Annotated in this window: 14 protein-coding genes and 1 riboswitch; of the genes, 7 read left to right on the top strand and 7 right to left on the bottom strand. The window is 60.2% G+C overall.

What is annotated here, in order from left to right; genetic code table 11:
• Positions 1-427 precede the first annotated feature (427 nt).
• Genes ASH01S_RS15795 through ASH01S_RS15785 form a run of 3 tightly spaced genes read left to right on the top strand, consistent with a single transcriptional unit; the run spans position 428 to position 3426 of the window.
• Positions 428-769, top strand: a complete 342-nt coding sequence (locus tag ASH01S_RS15795) for an MFS transporter (protein ID WP_067929407.1) — start codon at positions 428-430, stop codon at positions 767-769.
• A 36-nt stretch (positions 770-805) separates the two neighbouring features.
• Positions 806-2566, top strand: coding sequence for a 2-oxoacid:acceptor oxidoreductase subunit alpha (locus ASH01S_RS15790; RefSeq protein WP_067929406.1), 1761 nt, complete (start codon positions 806-808; stop codon positions 2564-2566).
• Positions 2563-3426, top strand: coding sequence for a 2-oxoacid:ferredoxin oxidoreductase subunit beta (locus ASH01S_RS15785; RefSeq protein ID WP_067929405.1), 864 nt, complete (start codon positions 2563-2565; stop codon positions 3424-3426). The genes ASH01S_RS15790 and ASH01S_RS15785 overlap by 4 nt, the downstream gene beginning before the upstream one ends.
• Positions 3427-3532: 106 nt before the next feature.
• Here ASH01S_RS15785 and ASH01S_RS15780 read toward each other — a convergent pair whose 3' ends face one another.
• From ASH01S_RS15780 to ASH01S_RS19735, 7 genes are all read right to left on the bottom strand, one after another.
• The gene (locus ASH01S_RS15780) at positions 3533-4342 is read right to left on the bottom strand and encodes a pirin family protein (protein WP_067929404.1); all 810 of its coding nucleotides are present in this window, start codon (positions 4340-4342) and stop codon (positions 3533-3535) included.
• Positions 4343-4568: 226 nt separating this feature from the next.
• Positions 4569-4982 carry a type VII toxin-antitoxin system HepT family RNase toxin gene (gene hepT / locus ASH01S_RS15775; RefSeq protein ID WP_067929403.1) on the bottom strand — a complete coding sequence of 138 codons (414 nt, stop codon included), beginning with the start codon at positions 4980-4982 and terminating at the stop codon, positions 4569-4571.
• Complete coding sequence (mntA, locus tag ASH01S_RS15770) at positions 4979-5386, bottom strand: type VII toxin-antitoxin system MntA family adenylyltransferase antitoxin (RefSeq protein WP_067929402.1); 408 nt, start codon at positions 5384-5386, stop codon at positions 4979-4981. The genes hepT and mntA overlap by 4 nt, the downstream gene beginning before the upstream one ends.
• A 102-nt stretch (positions 5387-5488) precedes the next feature.
• Complete coding sequence (locus tag ASH01S_RS15765) at positions 5489-7597, bottom strand: bifunctional homocysteine S-methyltransferase/methylenetetrahydrofolate reductase (RefSeq protein WP_245629118.1); 2109 nt, start codon at positions 7595-7597, stop codon at positions 5489-5491.
• 88 nt (positions 7598-7685) lie between these two features.
• A complete protein-coding gene (gene metH / locus ASH01S_RS15760) occupies positions 7686-11117 on the bottom strand; it encodes a methionine synthase (RefSeq protein WP_067929400.1) in 3432 nt (1143 codons plus the stop codon).
• Positions 11114-12280, bottom strand: a complete 1167-nt coding sequence (locus tag ASH01S_RS15755; RefSeq protein WP_067929399.1) for a trans-sulfuration enzyme family protein — start codon at positions 12278-12280, stop codon at positions 11114-11116. Before ASH01S_RS15755 ends, metH begins: the two co-directional genes overlap by 4 nt.
• Before the next feature lie 103 nt (positions 12281-12383).
• Positions 12384-12550, bottom strand: a riboswitch (SAM riboswitch).
• A gap of 108 nt (positions 12551-12658) precedes the next feature.
• On the bottom strand, positions 12659-12784 hold the full coding sequence (locus ASH01S_RS19735) for a winged helix-turn-helix transcriptional regulator (protein WP_373278589.1): 126 nt from the start codon (positions 12782-12784) through the stop codon (positions 12659-12661).
• A gap of 62 nt (positions 12785-12846) precedes the next feature.
• On the opposite strand from ASH01S_RS19735, the gene ASH01S_RS15750 reads away from it, so the two are divergent.
• From ASH01S_RS15750 to ASH01S_RS15735, 4 genes are all read left to right on the top strand, one after another.
• The gene (locus ASH01S_RS15750) at positions 12847-13560 is read left to right on the top strand and encodes a response regulator transcription factor (RefSeq protein ID WP_083517267.1); all 714 of its coding nucleotides are present in this window, start codon (positions 12847-12849) and stop codon (positions 13558-13560) included.
• Between the two features lie 4 nt (positions 13561-13564).
• Positions 13565-15028, top strand: a complete 1464-nt coding sequence (locus ASH01S_RS15745) for a sensor histidine kinase (protein ID WP_067929398.1) — start codon at positions 13565-13567, stop codon at positions 15026-15028.
• Between the two features lie 70 nt (positions 15029-15098).
• Complete coding sequence (locus ASH01S_RS15740; protein WP_067929397.1) at positions 15099-16013, top strand: ABC transporter ATP-binding protein; 915 nt, start codon at positions 15099-15101, stop codon at positions 16011-16013.
• Entirely contained in the window at positions 16013-16774 is a 762-nt protein-coding gene (locus ASH01S_RS15735; protein WP_157067181.1) for an ABC transporter permease, read from the top strand. The genes ASH01S_RS15740 and ASH01S_RS15735 overlap by 1 nt, the downstream gene beginning before the upstream one ends.
• The last annotated feature ends 175 nt before the right edge of the window (positions 16775-16949 follow it).

Genomic DNA, 16949 nt, shown 5'->3' with positions numbered 1-16949 from the left:
AAACGGACACTCCTGAGAAATCCCAATCTGACCACTTCAGCTGCAGAGCGGAAACTCAATGGAGGACTTTTTCAGGGGCCACTAACTAATGGACGCGTCTTCCCTGCCCTCGCCTATCACCGTTTCTGCTCGGAAATCATGATATAATATATAATTCCGCAAATGGCATAATCGAAGAATGTGCGGTGGGGTGGCGGCGTGGTCCAATCCTCATCCATTGACGTTATGCGTTTGCCCACTTTTTTGGTGTTCTGGAGCGGACGAATGGTCTCTCTGTTCGGTTACATGCTGTTCTCCATGGCGACGACGTGGTACGTGTTGGATCGCACCGAGTCAGCCCTCGACACCGCGATTGTGCTGGTCATTCCGATGCTCTGTTCGCTCGTTATCTTCCAACAACGCCATCTTGGGCGCGACGGGAAGCCTCTTGGCGTTTGTCGGCCATGCGGTCGGAGGTGCTTTGGTCGCGTGGATTCACCCTGTAAGCGCCGTTCTGGTGGACGGTGGCTCGTTTCTGCTGTCCGCGCTGTCGCTTGCCGTCATCCCGATTCCGCCACTGTGCAGCAAGGGGCGAGCTGGCGTTTGGGGGTTCATCAAGGACAGACCGGCTGGACTTCACTTTATCGGGCAGCGTCCGGCCGTTCGCACGTTTGGTTTGTACGCCGTTGACCACGCTCGCCTGCGTGGGGGCAGGCATCCATTCGCCGGAAAAATCTATCATAATGCTTTCTGCCGTCAATATTTGACCAATTCAAAAGTGATAAAATAGACCTAGGAAGAACACCTCTAAGACGGGGGGATCACCGTGAAGGACATTGGCTGGAAAGTCGGCGGCAAACAGGGTGAAGGCATTGACAGCACGGGCGAGATCTACGCGCTGGCGATGCATCGGCTGGGATACTTTGTGTTCACGTATCGTCACTTCATGTCGCTGATCAAGGGAGGGCACACCAACTACAAAATCCGAGTGGCGGATGACATGGTACGCCACCATGGCGACGATACGCACATCCTGATTGCATTTGACCAGGCCACGGTGGACCACAACTGGGGTGAACTGGTCGATGGGGCCATCGTCATCTACGACCAATCGTCGTTTCAGGCCACCCCACCCACCCAGGCGAACGTGCACCTGTTCGGTGTCCCGTTGACCGACATCGCTCGCGAGACGGGCGGACCGATAATGAAGAACATGGTCGCCATCGGCGTCACCGCGGCCATCAACGAAATCTCACCGGAAGAGTTTCGGCCCATCGTCGAAGACAAGTTCAGCCGGAAGGGGCAGAAGGTGGTCGACAGCAACATGGAGGCGCTGCGGCGCGGCCATGCGTATTATCAGGAGCACTTCCAGGTTCATTTCCCGGTGCCGGCAAAACCGGTTCTGGCTGCGGGAGTGGACCACCTGTACGCTTCCGGCAACCAGGCGACGGCGTTCGGCGCCTTGGCGGGGGGATGCCGATTGCTGGCGGCCTATCCCATCACGCCAGCGACCGAAATCATGTACTGGGTGCTCAAGTATTTTCCCAAATACGGGGGCGTGGTTTTGCAGGCGGAGGATGAGATCGCCGCCATCAATATGGCCATCGGCGCCAACTTTGCCGGCGCGCGGGCGATGACCTCGACGTCCGGTCCCGGGTTCTCGCTGATGATGGAAGCGCTGGGCTTGGCCGGCATGTCGGAGACTCCGGTCGTCATTGTGGACGTGCAGCGCAGCGGCCCATCCACCGGTTTGCCGACGAAGACCGAACAAAGCGATCTGAACGAGGCCCTGTACGGCACGCACGGAGAAATCCAGCGGATTGTGCTGACGCCGCGCACCGTGGAGGAGTGCTTTTTGTTCATGGCGGACGCGTTCAATCTGGCCGAACGTTACCAGTGTCCGGTCATTGTTTTGAGCGATCTCTATTTGGGCATGTCGTACCAGTCCATCGCTGGTTTTCCGCTGGACCGGGTGCGCATTGACCGCGGCAAACTGGTGGCGGATGCGGACCTGGCCGGCCTCTCGCCGTTCCAGTATCAACGTTACGATCCGTCCGTTCCCGACGGCATCTCGCCGCGCGCCTTGCCTGGCCAGCCCAATGGGCGTTATACGGCGCTCGGCAACGAGCACAACGGCATCGGCCTGGAGGTGGAGGACCTAGAGACGCGTGTGGTGCAGGTCGAGAAGCGGGCCCGCAAACTTTCCGGTTTCCAACATGACAGCGGTATCAGCGTCGACGGCGATGCGCATGCGCGGTTTGCGCTCATCGGGTTTGGCAGCACGTACGGCGTGCTGGAAGAGGCGCGCGCCAGGCTCGCGACCGAAGGAGTGATTGTGAAACATATCCACTTCTCCCGCGTGGGGCCGTTCCCAGCCGAGCCTTTGCACGAAGCCATGGCCGGCGTCGACCGGGCCTTGGTCGTCGAGCTGAACTCGACAGGCCAGCTGGCTTCCCTCATCCGTCAGCATGCCGGGGATCACGATAAGCTCGCGTCCTGCCTGAAGTACAATGGCGATCCGATTCTTTGCAAGGAAATTATAACCAGGTGCCACGAGGTGTTTCCTGCGGAGGTGCTGAACGCATGATTACAATCAAGGATTTCAAGACCGAGAAGGCCACCTGGTGTCCCGGCTGCGGCGACTTTGGGGTGTTGAACGCGCTGCAGAAGGCGGCCGTGAATCTCGGCATCCATCCGGACGATATCGTGGTGGTCTCCGGCATCGGTTGCTCCGGGAAAATTTCGCAGCATTTCGGGGGCTACGGATTCCATTCACTGCACGGGCGCTCCCTGCCGGTGGCGCAGGCGGTAAAACTCGCGAACAAAGACCTGACGGTCATCGCCGCCGGCGGAGATGGCGATGGTTTTGGCATCGGCATGGGCCACTTCATCCATGCCATGCGGCGCAACGTCGACATCACCTACGTGGTCATGGACAACCACATCTACGGCCTAACGACCGGCCAGGCGTCACCGACCAGTGATGTCGGTTTCAACACCAAGACGTCGCCCTACGGGACAGTCGAGGCGCCCATCCATCCCATTCAATTGGCGCTGGCCCAGGAGTGCGGGTTCGTCGCCCAGGGCTTCTCGGGTAACATTAAACAGTTGACCCAGTTGATAGAAAAGGCCATCTGGCACAAAGGATTCTCGTTCGTCAACGTATTCAGTCCCTGCGTGACCTTCAACAAGGTCAACACGTACGACTTCTACAAACAGGAACTGGTCAACCTGGATGAAGACGACACGTACGATCCGCACGACCGATCCGCGGCGTTGGCCCGCGTGGCGGGCCGCGAAAGCATGGTGGTCGGCCTCATTTACGAGGACACCGGGCGACCGTCCTTCGAGGATGCCACGTATGGATTCCCCGAGGAAGCCATCGCTAAGCGCGATTGGTCTCTCTCCCAGGCGGATTTGGCGGAGTTGTCCGCCACGTTCCGGTAGAGAACAGCGCTCGGAGAGAGTCCCCGGGCACGGCCGCGGGCGACACAACTCCATTCGTGGGATTGGCGTCGTATGCCGCGGTCGTGCCGCCGTGTGCCTTGACTCCTCAATCGACAAACGGCCCGTTGTAGATGGGGCGTTCGCCAATTGGCGGGCCCGCCGCATAGGCAAACCGGACCCCTGTGTCCTGCGCCGTCACCTGCAGCCTGGCCTCCCCATCCAGGTTGGGGATGTTGAGCAGGTCTCCCTTGCCGGCCGTCTCGGCGTCGGCGTCCGCTGATGCAGAACCCGACGAACTGGCTGCCGGCTCGTCGCCTTGCACCGGGATCAACTGGAACCGTCCACTTCCTTCCAGAAGGTAGACGAATCCCTGGCGGCCGGCGGGCAGGATTGCCTCGTACCGCGCGCCCGCGTCCAAGCGGACATCGTAATACAGGATGTCGCGGTGGATGCGGACCGGCGAGGTGGGTCCCACGATGGTCGTTACCGTGGCGCCGTCGTGGCTGGTGGTGGGCAGGTCGGCCGGGGAGAACTCCGCGTAGGATGGTTCCAGCTGCTTGTCCGCCCGCGGCAGGTTTATCCACAGTTGCAACCCGGTCGCCGTCTCGTCGCCGTACGGCATCTCCGAATGCACCAGACCGCGTCCGGCCGTCACCGTCTGCACGCCTCCGGTCGGGATGACGCTGGCGTGGCCGTAGCTGTCCTCATGCGCCATGGCGCCGCCGAGCACGTACGAGATGATTTCAAATCCGCGGTGCGGATGATCCGGAAACCCATCGGGCTTGGTCATGGCAAAGTGGTCCAAGAGAATGAAAGGGTCAGGGTACAGCAACCGCCGGGTGGGAAACACCCGCTGTGGCATCTTGCCCATCGCGTCCGGGTTGGTCGCTCGTTCAATCTTCTGCAAGCTGTTCACAGTTTCACCCTCGTATCAAAATAGTAACTTACCTTTGGTTAGAACCAGAGTACACCTCTGTACCAAAATTGGCAAGGCTGAGACCAGTGTCGCCATTCTGGCCGCGGCGGACATGGCCGGGCGGCGGCAGGGCTTTGGATGAACGCGGGAACTGGCCAGTTGGACAGTTCTCAGGGTCAGGATGCACAATGTGGCGGGTGAGTTGACAAGCGGACGGGGTGGGGCGTTAGGCGTTCAGGTCCATCATGAGGTCGCAGTAGGTGCGAAAATCGTCGAGGTGACGCTCAATAATACTCTCGACAATGGAAATGTTGAGTGATTGGTAGTCGTGAACTGCGATATTTCGAAATCCGACCATCGCCTTTAGGTTTTTCGCCAGGGCGTGATGGAGAACTCCCGACTCTTCCAGCAGCTCAAACGCTTCTCGGCTCGATTGGGGTAGCCCAAGGTTCCGAACGGATATCACGTGCATCGCAAGATCAATGCAGGCCTCGCACGCGCGTTGGAGGTTGAGGACAATGGCGTCCTGCTTGGTGATATTGTTCAGGTTATCCCGATTACCGTCGTATTCTTCAAGGATTCGCTTGATGCATCGGCGAATGGTCTGCACCTTGTTTAAAATGACGTTGTCCGCCGTCAAAATGCGGTTCCCCTTTCCTTGAGGCGGTCCAGTACGCACTGGCGTTCTTCATTCAGCATGGCATAGGCTTTCATGGCACGTATCACGTATACACACCGCTGGTCTCGGTCTCGTTCGTACAGAAGCCGTCCATACGCGACAATTTCTGCCTGCATGACGGTGCTCGCATGGCTCAAATCCACCAGGTCGACTTCGCGCTTCAGTAGATCAGCCAGCTCCTGCGCGTGTAAAAAGGTGTCGTAGGGGTCAAGCGGCTGGTCCGGGAGAAACGCCAAGTCCACATCGCTGTCCGGGCGCAGTCGTTCTTTCGCAGCAGAACCAAACAAGTAAATGAGGAGCGGATGCACGCTGTCCACCAGATGCACGGTGACGGCCCGCAGCTGCTGCTCGGACAGTGTGTTCATCCGCTCACCACCTCGCTCATTCCTCTTTTCCAACATTATCATTATAGAATAAACATCGCCCTGTCTGACAGACGTCGCCCTGTTAGGATGGCCGTGTTCCGCCTATGCGTACCGCCTGGCGGCGGCAGTGCTGCGGAGGAATTCGGTCAGCTGGACCGTCAACTCATAGCGCAGGAACGGCGTCACCAGATAGATGCCGCGAAAGTGGTTCAGCGCCTCTTCGATGAGCGTCCGGGCGATGGCCAGTCCCGCTTCGGCGGCGGCGTCGGGCGGAGCGGCCGCCATGCGCTGGCGCACCGACTCCGGGATGTCGATGCCGGGCACCTCGTTGTGCAGGAACTGGGCGTTGCGGGCGCTGGTCAGCGGCATGACGCCGACGAACACCGGCGCGTCAAAACCCTCGGTGGCGCGGGCGATGCGTTCGAACAGCCGGATGTCGTAAACCGGTTGCGTCATCACGAAATCCGCGCCGGCGTCCAGCTTGCGCCGCAGCCGTTCCACCGCCTTGTCGAAGTTGCGCACGTGCGGGTTGAAGGATGTCCCCACGACGAAACGAACCGGGTGTTTGAGCGGCTGGCCGGAGAACGCCACACCCTGGTTGAGCCGCCGCACCATCTTGGTCAGCTCGGTGGACGAGACGTCGTAGACCGAGGTGGCGCCGGGAAGGTCGCCGAAACGGGACGGATCGCCCGTCACCAGGAGGATGTGGCGGACACCCAGCACGTGCAGGCCCATCAGGTGGGACTGCTGGCCGATGAGGTTCCTGTCGCGGCAGGTGACGTGCACCAGCGGTTCAATGCCTTCCGCCTTGAGCAGGCTGGCGATGGCCATGTTGCTGACGCGCACGGTGCCGAGCGAGTTGTCGGCGATGGTGATGGCGTCCGCTCCTGCCCGGCTCAGCGCCCGCGCCCCCTCCAGGTAGCGGCGGACGGACGGGGTACGCGGCGGATCCAGCTCGACAATCACTGTCACCTCCTGCCGCACCCGCTCGACCAGGGAATCAGGGGGTACGGGCGCCCCTGCGCTGGCCGCATCTCCCGCCGCCGGGCGTTGTGCGCGCGTGACGGTGACCAGAGGGTCAACGCCGACGACCGGCGTCTGCGGCCGGCCGCGACCTGCCGCGGCACCGGCCAGCGGGCTGTCGGGGTCTGCGGCCGGAGGCCGCGTTGCCGGCCGCCAGCCGGCCAGCCGCTCCGCCAGGGCGCGGATGTGTGCGGGCGTGGTGCCGCAGCAGCCGCCCAAAAAACGCACACCGACATCCGCCAGTTGCGCGAGAATGTCGGCAAAGTAACCGGCGCTGCCGGTGAAGGTGTAGTCTCCGTCCTCCAGGTGCAGCATGCCGCCGTTCGGGACCGCCGCGTACAGGCCGTCTGGCCGCAGGCGCAAGCCTTCGTAGCTGCGCAGAATCCCGGCCAAGCCGAGTCGGCAGTTGAGCCCCACCACGTCCGCGCCCGCCTGCTCCATAGCCAGAAACGCTTCCTGCAACGGGTGGCCGTCGCGGGTGACGCCGATGGCGTCCGGCGACAGGTTAGCCACGATGGGCAGTGGGGTCAGGCTGCGCACCGTCTCAATCGCCAGCAGCAGCTCGTCGAGGTCGGGAAAGGTTTCGAGCAAAATCCCGTCCACGTCCTCCGCCAACAGGGCGCTGGCCTGTTCCTCGTAAACGGCGGCGAGTGAGGCGGAGGGGTGCGAATCCGTCCCCGCGTCCAGCGAGCCGGTCGGCGCGTGCCCCAAATCTGCGGTGGATCCGATGGTGCCAAGCACAAACACCTGCCCGCCAGCCGCGCCGGCGGCTGAGGTGGCCGAGGTGGAGGTACCGAAGGTGTCTGAAGCGGCTGAAGGGGTCAACGCTGAGCCCGCGGCGCCCGTCTTTGCTGCGGCCCCGGCCGACTTGGCGATCCGCACCGCCGCCTGGTTGATGTCCGCCACTTTGTCGGTCAGCCCGTGCCGGGCCAGACCCACCCGGTGGCCGCTGAAGGTGTTGGTCTGGATGACCGTCGCTCCGGCCTCGATGTAGGCCCGGTGTACGCGCTCCACCCAGTCCGGGTGCGTCAGACACAGGGCCTCCACGCAGGTGCGGATGGGCGCGCCCGCCTGGTGCAACAGTGTCGCCATGGCGCCGTCGCCGATGACTGGACGCTGGCGCAGGGCGGTGAGGAAATCGGTGGCAGCGGACTGGGTCATGTCGTCATCTCCTGTCCATGTTTTCATGTATAGTGTTCCGGCACCGTGCGGCTGCACAAGCCAGGCGGACCGCGTCTCGCCTCGGCCGTCGGCCCGGGCGCGGTCTACTCGCTATCTACTCCGCGTTGAAGTACCTGGCCTCCGGATGCGCAAACACCATCGCCGACACGCTCGCCTCCGGGTCCATCATGAACCCGTCGGTCAGCTGCACCCCGATGTCCTCGGGGCGAATCAGCCGAAACAGTTTGGCCTGGTCCTCCAGGTTGGGACAAGCCGGGTACCCGAATGAGACGCGAATCCCCTGGTAGCGGGCGATAAACCGCTCGCGCATCGTCATCTCCGGCGCATCCGGGAAGCCCCAGCGGTCGCGGATGACCTGGTGCAACCGCTCCGCGAACGCTTCTGCCAGCTCGAGCGCCAGCGCCTGCAGCGCGTGCGAGCGCAGGTAGTCGCCCGTCTCCTTCCAGCGCTCGGCCAGGTCCCGCACCCCGCGGCCGGCGGTCACCGAGAAGAAGGCCACATAGTCCATCACCCCCGATTGCGCCGGGCGCAGGAAGTCGGACAGGCACAGATAGGGGGGCTTGGCCTGACGCGGGAAGACGAAGGTTTCCAGGACCCGCGATGGATCGTCCGGATCGTAGACGTGTACGGCGTCTCCATCCGCCTGCGCCGGGAAGAACCGGTACACCGCGTGCAGTTGCAGGAGCCCCTCGCGGCTGCACTGGCTGACCAACTCGTCCACAAGCGCCAACAGTTCCAGCGCTTTCTCGTCCCCTTCGGACAGGCGTTTTTCCACGTTCCCGGGCAGCCCCAGGTGCTTGCCGAGCAGCATCTGCAGGTTGAGGTACGGGCGCACGTGGGCCAGCGGGACGTCCCGCAGGAGGTGCCGATTGAGGTCGGGCGGCGCAAACACCGGCGCGTCGCGGCGGACGGGAGAGACCCGGGGGCCTGCCGCCGCTTCGGCCGGCGCCGCCTCGGCCTCGCCGCGCCCCTCCATCTCCTTGCGCACGGCGTCCAGTTCCGCCAACAGCCCTGGCCGCGCCTGCTCGTCCACCAATCGGTTGGCGTAGTCCAGCCCTTCCATCGCGTCCTTGGCGTAGATCACGGGGCCGTCGTACTTGGGCTTAATGCGGGTAAAGGTGAACTTCTTGGTCAGCGCCGCGCCGCCGACCAGAAGCGGCGCCTGGATGCCGGCCTGGCGGAAATCCTCTGCGGTGACCACCATCTGCTGCGCCGACTTGACGAGCAGGCCGGACAGCCCGATGATGTCCGGCTTGACCTCGCGGTAGGCCTGAATCAGCTGCTCCGGCGGCACCTTGATACCCAGGTTGACGACGCGAAAGCCGTTGTTGGCGAGGATGATTTCCACCAGGTTTTTGCCGATGTCGTGCACGTCGCCCTTGACCGTCGCCAACAGGACGGTGCCCTTGTTGGCCGCGTCCGCTCTCTCCATGAACGGCTCCAGGTAGGCGACCGCCGCCTTCATCACCTCGGCGCTCTGCAGGACCTCCGCCACAATCAGCTCGTTGTTGTTGAACAGCCGTCCGACTTCGTTCATTCCGTCCATCAAGGGGCCGTTGATGATGTCGAGCGGCTTGTACTTCGTGAGCGCCTCGTCCAGGTCGGGGACGAGGCCCTCCTTGCTGCCTTCCACAATGTAGCGGGCCAGGCGCTCCTCCAGCGGCAGGCTGGCGGTGTCCACCTTTGCGGCCACCTTCTTCTCGCGGTAGAAGGCGGTGAACTCGGCCACCAGTTCGTCGCTCGTCTCAAACAACAGCCGCTCCGCCAAGCGTTTCTCCTCGTCGGGGATGGAGGCGTAGCGCTCCAGCTTCTCCGCGTTGACAATCGCGTAGGACAGCCCCGCCTTGGTGCACTCGTACAGAAACACCGAGTTCAGTACCTCGCGTCCGGCCGGCGGTAGACCGAATGACACGTTGCTGATGCCGAGGATGGTTGGGCACTCCGGCAGGTGCTGGCGAATCAGGCGGATGCCCTCCACCGTCTCCCGGGCCGATCCGATGTACTTCTCATCGCCTGTGCCGACGGGGAAGGTGAGCGGATCGATGATGATGTCGGACGGGGCGAGACCGTACTTGTTCACGAGCAGGTCCACCTCGCGCTTGGCAATCTCAAGCTTGCGCTCACGCGAGACGGCCATGCCCGTCTCGTCGATGGTCCCGACCACCAGGGCCGCGCCGTAGCGGCGGGCCAGCTCGGCGAAGCGGGCGAGGCGGGGCTCGCCGTCCTCCAGGTTGGTGGAGTTGATGATGGCCTTGCCCTGGGAGTGCTTCAGCCCCAGTTCGACCACCTCGGCGTCGGTGGAGTCTATCATCAGCGGCACCTTCACCTTGCGCACCGCGTGTGGGAGAAACGCCGCCATGTCGGCCGCCTCGTCGCGGTCCGGATCGGCCAGGCAGATGTCAATCACCTGCGCCCCCGACTTGACCTGGGCGCGGGCGATTTCGGCCGCCGCCTCGTACTGGCCGTCGGCAATCAGGCGGCGAAACTTGCGCGATCCGATGACATTCGTCCGCTCTCCGACGACAATGGGCCGGTTGTCCTCCTCGAAGAACACCGCCTCCAGGCCGGAGACGGCGTGCCCGTGCCGCTTGGCAAACGGGCGCGGCGGCTTGCCCAGCGTGACCTGGCGGACGGCGCGGATGTGCTCGGGGGTGGTGCCGCAGCAGCCGCCGACCACATTGAGCCATCCCTGCTCGACAAAGTCGGCCACCTTCTTTGCGAAGCTCTCCGGGGTCTCGTGGTAGTGGCCGTCTTCGTCCGGCAGGCCGGCGTTCGGGTAGCAGCTGACCCCGCAGGTCGCAAGGCTCGCCAGGACGCGGACGTGATCGCGCATGAATTCCGGCCCGGTGGCGCAGTTGAGGCCCACGGAGATGGGACGCAGGTGTTCCACCGCCAGGTACAGGGCGTCTATCGTTTGGCCGGCCAAGGTCGTTCCCATCGGCTCAATCGTGCCCGAGACCATGATGGGAAGCCGTTTGCCGGTCGTGGCAAAGGCGTGTTCGATGCCGAGGCTGGCCGCCTTGACGTTGAGCAGGTCTTGGGAGGTTTCCAGCAGCAGCACGTCTACCCCGCCCTCGATGAGCCCTATCGCCTGCTCCTGGTAGTGGCCGATGAGTTCGTCAAAGGTGACCCCGCCCGTCACTGAGAGGCTTTTCGTCGTCGGCCCCATGGATCCAGCCACGAACCGCGGCTGCTGGGGTGTGCTGTACTCGTCTGCGGCCTGGCGGGCGAGTTCGGCCGCGCGCCGGTTGATCTCGCGCGCCCGCTCGGCCAGCCCGTACTCGCCGAGGACCAGCGGGGTGCCGCCGAAGGTGTTGGTCTCGATGATGTCGGCGCCAGCTTCCAGGTACTGGCGGTGGATGGAGAGGATGACGTCCGGGCGGGTGAGCGTCAGATACTCGTTGCACCCGTCGTACTCCTTGCCGCCGAAGTCGTCCTCGGTCAGGTTTTGCTGTTGAATCATCGTCCCCATCGCGCCGTCGAGGATGAGGATGCGCTCGGTCAGGGCCCGCCGGATGTCGGTCATGCTTGGACCGCCTCCAGCGCACGGCGGGCTTGGGCAAACGCCTGGTCCAGGTCGGCCATCAGGTCGCCCGGGTGTTCGATGCCGACCGATAGGCGCAAGAGCGTGTCGGTCACGCCAATCGCCGCACGCTCCTCGGGCGGGATGTCGTGGTGCGTCTGCACGGACGGGTAGGTGATGAGCGACTCGACGCCGCCCAGGCTCTCGGCAAACGTGATGATGCGGACGTGATTGAGAATCGGTTCCACCAGCCGCACATCCTGCACCTCAAACGAGACCATGCCGCCGTACCCGCTCGCCTGCCGCTCGTGCACGTCGCGCCCGGGGTGGTTGGGGAGTCCCGGGTAGTAGACGCGGGTGACCAGCGGGTGCTGGACAAGCCAGTCGGCGATGGCGCGGGCGTTTTGATTGTGGCGCTCCATCCGCAGGGCCAGGGTTTTCAGGCCGCGCACCATCAGGTAGCTGTCGTGGGGGCCGAGCACCGCGCCGATGGCGTTCTGGAAAAAGGCGATGCGCTCGGCCAGGGCCTCGTCGCGGACCGCGACCAGGCCGCAGACGACATCGTTATGGCCGCCCAGGTACTTGGTGCCCGAATGCAGGACGATGTCCGCACCAAGTTCCAGCGGCCGCTGGTAATAGGGTGTCATGAACGTGTTATCGACCACGGTCAGGGCGCCGTGCGCCCGGGCGACTTTGGCGAGGCCGGCGATGTCGTAGACCTTCATCGTCGGATTGGTCGGGGTCTCCAAAAACAGCGCCTTGGTGCGCTCCGTGAGCAGCGGACGGAGCGCGTCGGTACAGCCGGCGCGCAGGTAGCTGACGGTGATGCCCAGGGGGCGCAGAATCTGTTCGAACAATCGGTAGGTCCCGCCGTACAAATCGTCGCTGGCAATGACATGGTCTCCGGGTGACAGGAGGGAGCAGACGGCGTGTATCGCGGCCATGCCCGAGGCGAACGCGAACCCACGTACCCCGCGCTCAAGCCTGGCGATGGTCTCTTCCAGCACCGTCCGCGTCGGATTGGCCATGCGCGAGTAGTCGTAGCCGGTCGATTGGCCGGCCGCCGGGTGGGAGTAGGTGGCGGAAAGGTGAATCGGCGCAGCCACCGCGCCGGTCAGCGGATCGCGGCGGTTACCGGCTTGGGCGAGCAGGGTCTCGATGTTCATCGTGATGGGCACCTCCAGTGGGCATGGTCATAGAGTATCGGGCCATGAAAAAAGGCCCCTCCCGGATGAGAAGGACCTTGAAAACCTAGGTTCGCTTTCAAGTCTCTCATCTCTCAGAATTGCTTCTGCAGGAGTTAGCACCGGGAAACGCTCTGTCCTGGGCTCGCCTTCGGCCTTGGCATCGACGAGCCGCGCCCATAAGACACGGGCAGGGCGTTTCTGGTTGCCGGGCTTCATCGGGCCAGTCCCTCCGCCTACTCTTGATAAGAGAACTTTCGATTCAGTTGTGTAAGTCCGTTGTGCAAGGTGACGTTGCAGTGGTTCAGCCGTCCCCAGACGGGCGTTTAATCGATAATTTACAACGTTTCCGCCGAGGCGTCAACGGGCAAACCGTCCGCTGTGCTCTTCTTTTTGTAGGTTTCGCTTCTCCAGCTCTCTCAGCTGCAGAGTCAGCATGCGCTGGGTGATGGACGGGCAGCTACAGTGACAGCAGCAGGTCCGAATCCAAACAGAGGGATAGCAAGTACATGATACAATTACGCAAAAAAGTAAAGAAGTGAAACGAAGTGAACCCAGCGAGGATATTGGCCATCGATGATGAACAAGCTATTTTGGATATGATTGTCCTTGTTCTGCGAAAAGAAGGATTCGAGAACATTCAAACCGCCACGACCGGTGCGGAGGCAATTCGTAAATGCAGGACATTTGCTCCGCATATTCTTGTTTTGGATGTCATGCTGCCCGACATGGAAGGATTTGAAGTGTGCCGTCAATGCCGCGAAATCACGCAGGCGCCGATTCTGTTTTTGACAGCGAGATCGACCGATTTGGACAAGTTGATGGGATTCGGGATTGGCGGAGATGACTATATTACCAAGCCCTTCAATCCACTGGAGGTGGTCGCGCGGATCAAGGCGCATTTGCGACGAGTGCTGCCGCAGCCGAACGACACCAGCGTACAGAAGCGCGTTTATGATTTCGGACGATTTCAGGTAGATGAAGCGTCTGCAGAACTCATCGTTGACGGCGTGAAGGTGGCTTGTCCTGCGAGGGAATTTCAGTTGCTCTTATTTTTCTGTCAGAATCCAAATCGCGTCTTCAGTCGGAATCAATTATACGAGCGGGTATGGGGCGAGACTAGCCTTGTCGACGACAACACGGTGATGGTTCATATCCGACGACTGCGGGAAAAGATTGAGATTGACCCGGGACACCCCAGGTACCTTGTAACCGTTCGCGGATTGGGCTACAAACTAGTCCATCCACAGACGGAGGACTGAAGTAATGAACCTGAATGCACGGATCACTGTGAAATTTCTCCTTCAAATGGGAGCCCTCTTGATTGTCCTGTGGTGTCTCATTGGCTCCGCCTTTGGTTTTTATCTCTACAGCACACGAACTTCGGCGCAGACGGTAGGCATGAATCCCGTCATGCTTCTTGACAAAATGCCTGCAGAGACGACCATTCATGGAAACACCATTCATGTCTACAGTAACGTGTTGGCCGAGGTCAAACAGAGTGGTGGATGGCTGCAGATACTTGATGACAATGGACAGGCCATCTACAATTTCCATCGCCCCAAGAACGTTCCAACCAAGTATGCACCAGGGCTGCTGGTGTACGATAAATCATTTCCAGAGAAGTTTGGCTATCAACTCTCTACCTGGTACGGTACCGTAGACCATCAGTCACTAACCTGGCTTTACGGGTTGCCGCTGAAGACCCCTATACGCGGGCAGAGTCACCAGAGATATGTCTATATCCTTTTAGTCTTCACAGGAAGTTTATTGGCTACGATTGTCACCGGGTTTCTCTTTGGACGCCGCATTGGTACACCGGTATTGCACATGATGAATTGGTTGCAGAATTTGGCAAACGGGTCCTATTCGGAGCCAACGGATGCGCGTGGACTTCCGAAGAGTAAAAACGGCGTTCATGGAGACCTGCGCAGGCCCTACAGAATGTATCGGGAGGTCCTCGCAGCCCTTGAGCGTCTGGCCGTTGCATTGCAACAAAGCGACATGGAGCGCAAACGTTTGGAAAAGACGCGAGAGGAATGGATCACCGGGATTACGCACGACCTTCGAACCCCGCTTGCCTCCGTCAAAGGCTATGCCGATTTGTTCGCATCACCCGATTACAAGTGGACAGAGAGCGAGATCCGTCAGTTTGGCCAGGTGATTTCCGATAAAGCTGCATACATGGATGACCTCATTGAGGATCTCGGACTCACCTTTCGCCTCCGAAACCAAGCCTTGCCATTGCGGCGAAAACCGGAAAATGTCGTCGAAATCATTCGCAACGTGGTGATTGATTTCGTGAACCAAGCGCAATCGGAGGGGCAGACGGTGCTGTTTGAAAGTGAAGTGGATGATCTTATCTATCCTTTGGATGCCAAGTGGATTACGCGGGCACTGGATAATCTGCTGGTCAATGCTTCGCTGCACAACCCCGATGGCACCACTATCTCTGTGGAGGTTCGACCTCTGCGCAAGGATGGTTTTCGGTATCCCGGTGTGTGCATTGAAATACGTGATAATGGCACCGGTATGGATGAGGAGACGGTGGCGCACTTATTCGACAGGTATTACCGTGGGACGAACACGTCGGAAAAGCAGGTGAGGGGATCCGGTTTGGGGACCGCCATTGCCAAGCAGTTGATTGAAGCTCATGGGGGTCACATCTCGGTTGACAGTGCATTGGGACGCGGCACGAGCATTGTGGTGGAACTGCCGCCGCAAAATTAAGGTTCTATTAAGCTACCGTTTCACGTCCTGTAAGCTTGGTTCGTTACAGTATGGACCGAGGTGAGGGACAGTGAGTGAAATGGTTATCGAAACATCGAATCTTACGCGGCGATACGGCAAGAAAGTATCGGTAAACAACGTAAATCTGAAGGTGCCAAAAGGCAGCATTTATGGCTTTTTGGGGCCGAACGGCGCAGGAAAGACGACGACCATTCGAATGCTGCTCGGACTCATCCGGCCAACGTCGGGACACATTCGCATCTTCAATCAGGATCTTTCCAAACACCGGATGCCCATACTGCGCCGCATCGGCTCACTTGTCGAAAGCCCCTCCTATTATGGTCATCTCTCTGGTTATGAAAATTTGGATGTGATTGCCCGGTTGCTGAAGGTCCCTTCGAAACGCATTGACGAGGTGCTTGGGATTGTCCGCTTGACACCCGCAGCCCATCAAACGGTCAAGGGGTATTCCCTGGGTATGAAGCAGCGTTTGGGTATCGCAGCGGCTCTTCTTGGAAATCCAGATTTGCTGATTCTTGACGAACCGACCAACGGGCTCGATCCCGCTGGCATCCACGAGATTCGCACATTGATCAAAGACATGCCGAAACAGCACGGCATCACGGTCGTCGTATCAAGCCATTTGTTAAGCGAGATCGACCAGATGGCAACGCACGTCGGCATCATCGATCACGGACATCTCTTGTTCCAGGATTCCATTGAAAAGCTGCGTGAACAAAGTTCTCCCAAATTATTCTTACAGGTCGATAAGCCCCATGAGGCCAAGAGGCTTTTACAGGACGCAGGATTCAAAGTTTCAATACAGGGTGACAACCTGCAGATTCCCAACTCGGACCTGTCGGTTACGGAGGAGATCAATCGTCAACTGGTTCAGGCCGGAATTTCGGTGTATCGCATTTCGGAACAGAGTCGTTCTCTAGAAGACATCTTCCTTGATTTCGTGGACAAGGAGGGGAGTCTGTGATGAACGGAGCGCTCGTGTCCGATTGGATAAAAATGCGCAAGACGTGGATTAAAATCCTTGTCATCCTTGGCCCGTTTGGCGTCATCTCCTTGAATGCCGTGCGCTATGCTCTCAATTATCACGGCATTGTCAGACCTGGCGACGATGCGTATAACTGGGCGTTACTCATCCAGAACATCAGTCATTTGTTGATGCCGACTTTGATGCTTGGTATCGCGCTGTTGGCATCTTTGCTGTCTGGGTTGGAGCATCAAGGGCATGCTTGGAAGCAGTTGCTTGCTCTGCCCGTGTCAAGGGTTCAACTTTATTTGAGCAAGTTCATTTGGATTGCTGGACTGTTGGCCATTTCGGCTACACTGTGCGCCGTTGGCACGATTCTCCTTGGCTTTGCTTTCGGATTTACGCCCCATGTCCCTTGGGCGGGAATTCTTGAAGAATGCTACTACCCTTATCTTGCAGCCTACGGAGTCATCGCCATTCAATTGCTGCTTTCCGTGCTGGTGGCGAACCAGTCGTTTGCGATTACGCTCGGCGTTCTTGGGATGATTATCAGTGGCCTCAGCGACGCTCTCTCGCCTGATGGGCTGACTCATGCTGGGCACTGGGCCCCCTTTGTGCCTTGGGTCTATCCTTCTTTGTCCGCTCTTACGCATGGGGCTGTACAGCACGTTGACTTTGCATATGTGGTTTACGGACTTCTTGCAGGGGGTCTGCTGTTGGCTTTGGGAACCGGGCTTTTCGCAAGGAAGGAAGTGAAGTAGGACGGTGCTCTTTCGAATGTTGCTGTGCGAGTGGAAGAAGCTTCGAACATCAAGTATCTGGATACCTGTTTTGGTCGCGCCACTGTTGACGATTCTCGTGGGTGTGGTGAGGTCGAGGCAGGATTTAGGGATTGCTGGGAACGGGAAATCTTGGCTTTCCATATACTACGAAATA

This window comes from Alicyclobacillus shizuokensis NBRC 103103 (assembly GCF_001552255.1).
Taxonomy (GTDB): domain Bacteria; phylum Bacillota; class Bacilli; order Alicyclobacillales; family Alicyclobacillaceae; genus Alicyclobacillus_G; species Alicyclobacillus_G shizuokensis.
The sequence above is the reverse complement of the archived record's forward strand: the minus strand, read 5'-3'. Positions and strand labels throughout refer to the sequence as shown.

What these genes read in the sequence shown, in the direction of transcription:
- ASH01S_RS15785 (WP_067929405.1), top strand. Translation starts at nt 2,563, where the DNA reads ATGATTACAATCAAGGATTTCAAGACCGAGAAGGCCACCTGGTGTCCC.
- mntA (WP_067929402.1), bottom strand. Translation starts at nt 5,386, where the DNA reads ATGAACACACTGTCCGAGCAGCAGCTGCGGGCCGTCACCGTGCATCTG.
- ASH01S_RS15765 (WP_245629118.1), bottom strand. Translation starts at nt 7,597, where the DNA reads ATGAAAACATGGACAGGAGATGACGACATGACCCAGTCCGCTGCCACC.
- metH (WP_067929400.1), bottom strand. Translation starts at nt 11,117, where the DNA reads ATGACCGACATCCGGCGGGCCCTGACCGAGCGCATCCTCATCCTCGAC.
- ASH01S_RS15755 (WP_067929399.1), bottom strand. Translation starts at nt 12,280, where the DNA reads ATGAACATCGAGACCCTGCTCGCCCAAGCCGGTAACCGCCGCGATCCG.
- ASH01S_RS15745 (WP_067929398.1), top strand. Translation starts at nt 13,565, where the DNA reads ATGAACCTGAATGCACGGATCACTGTGAAATTTCTCCTTCAAATGGGA.
- ASH01S_RS15735 (WP_157067181.1), top strand. Translation starts at nt 16,013, where the DNA reads ATGAACGGAGCGCTCGTGTCCGATTGGATAAAAATGCGCAAGACGTGG.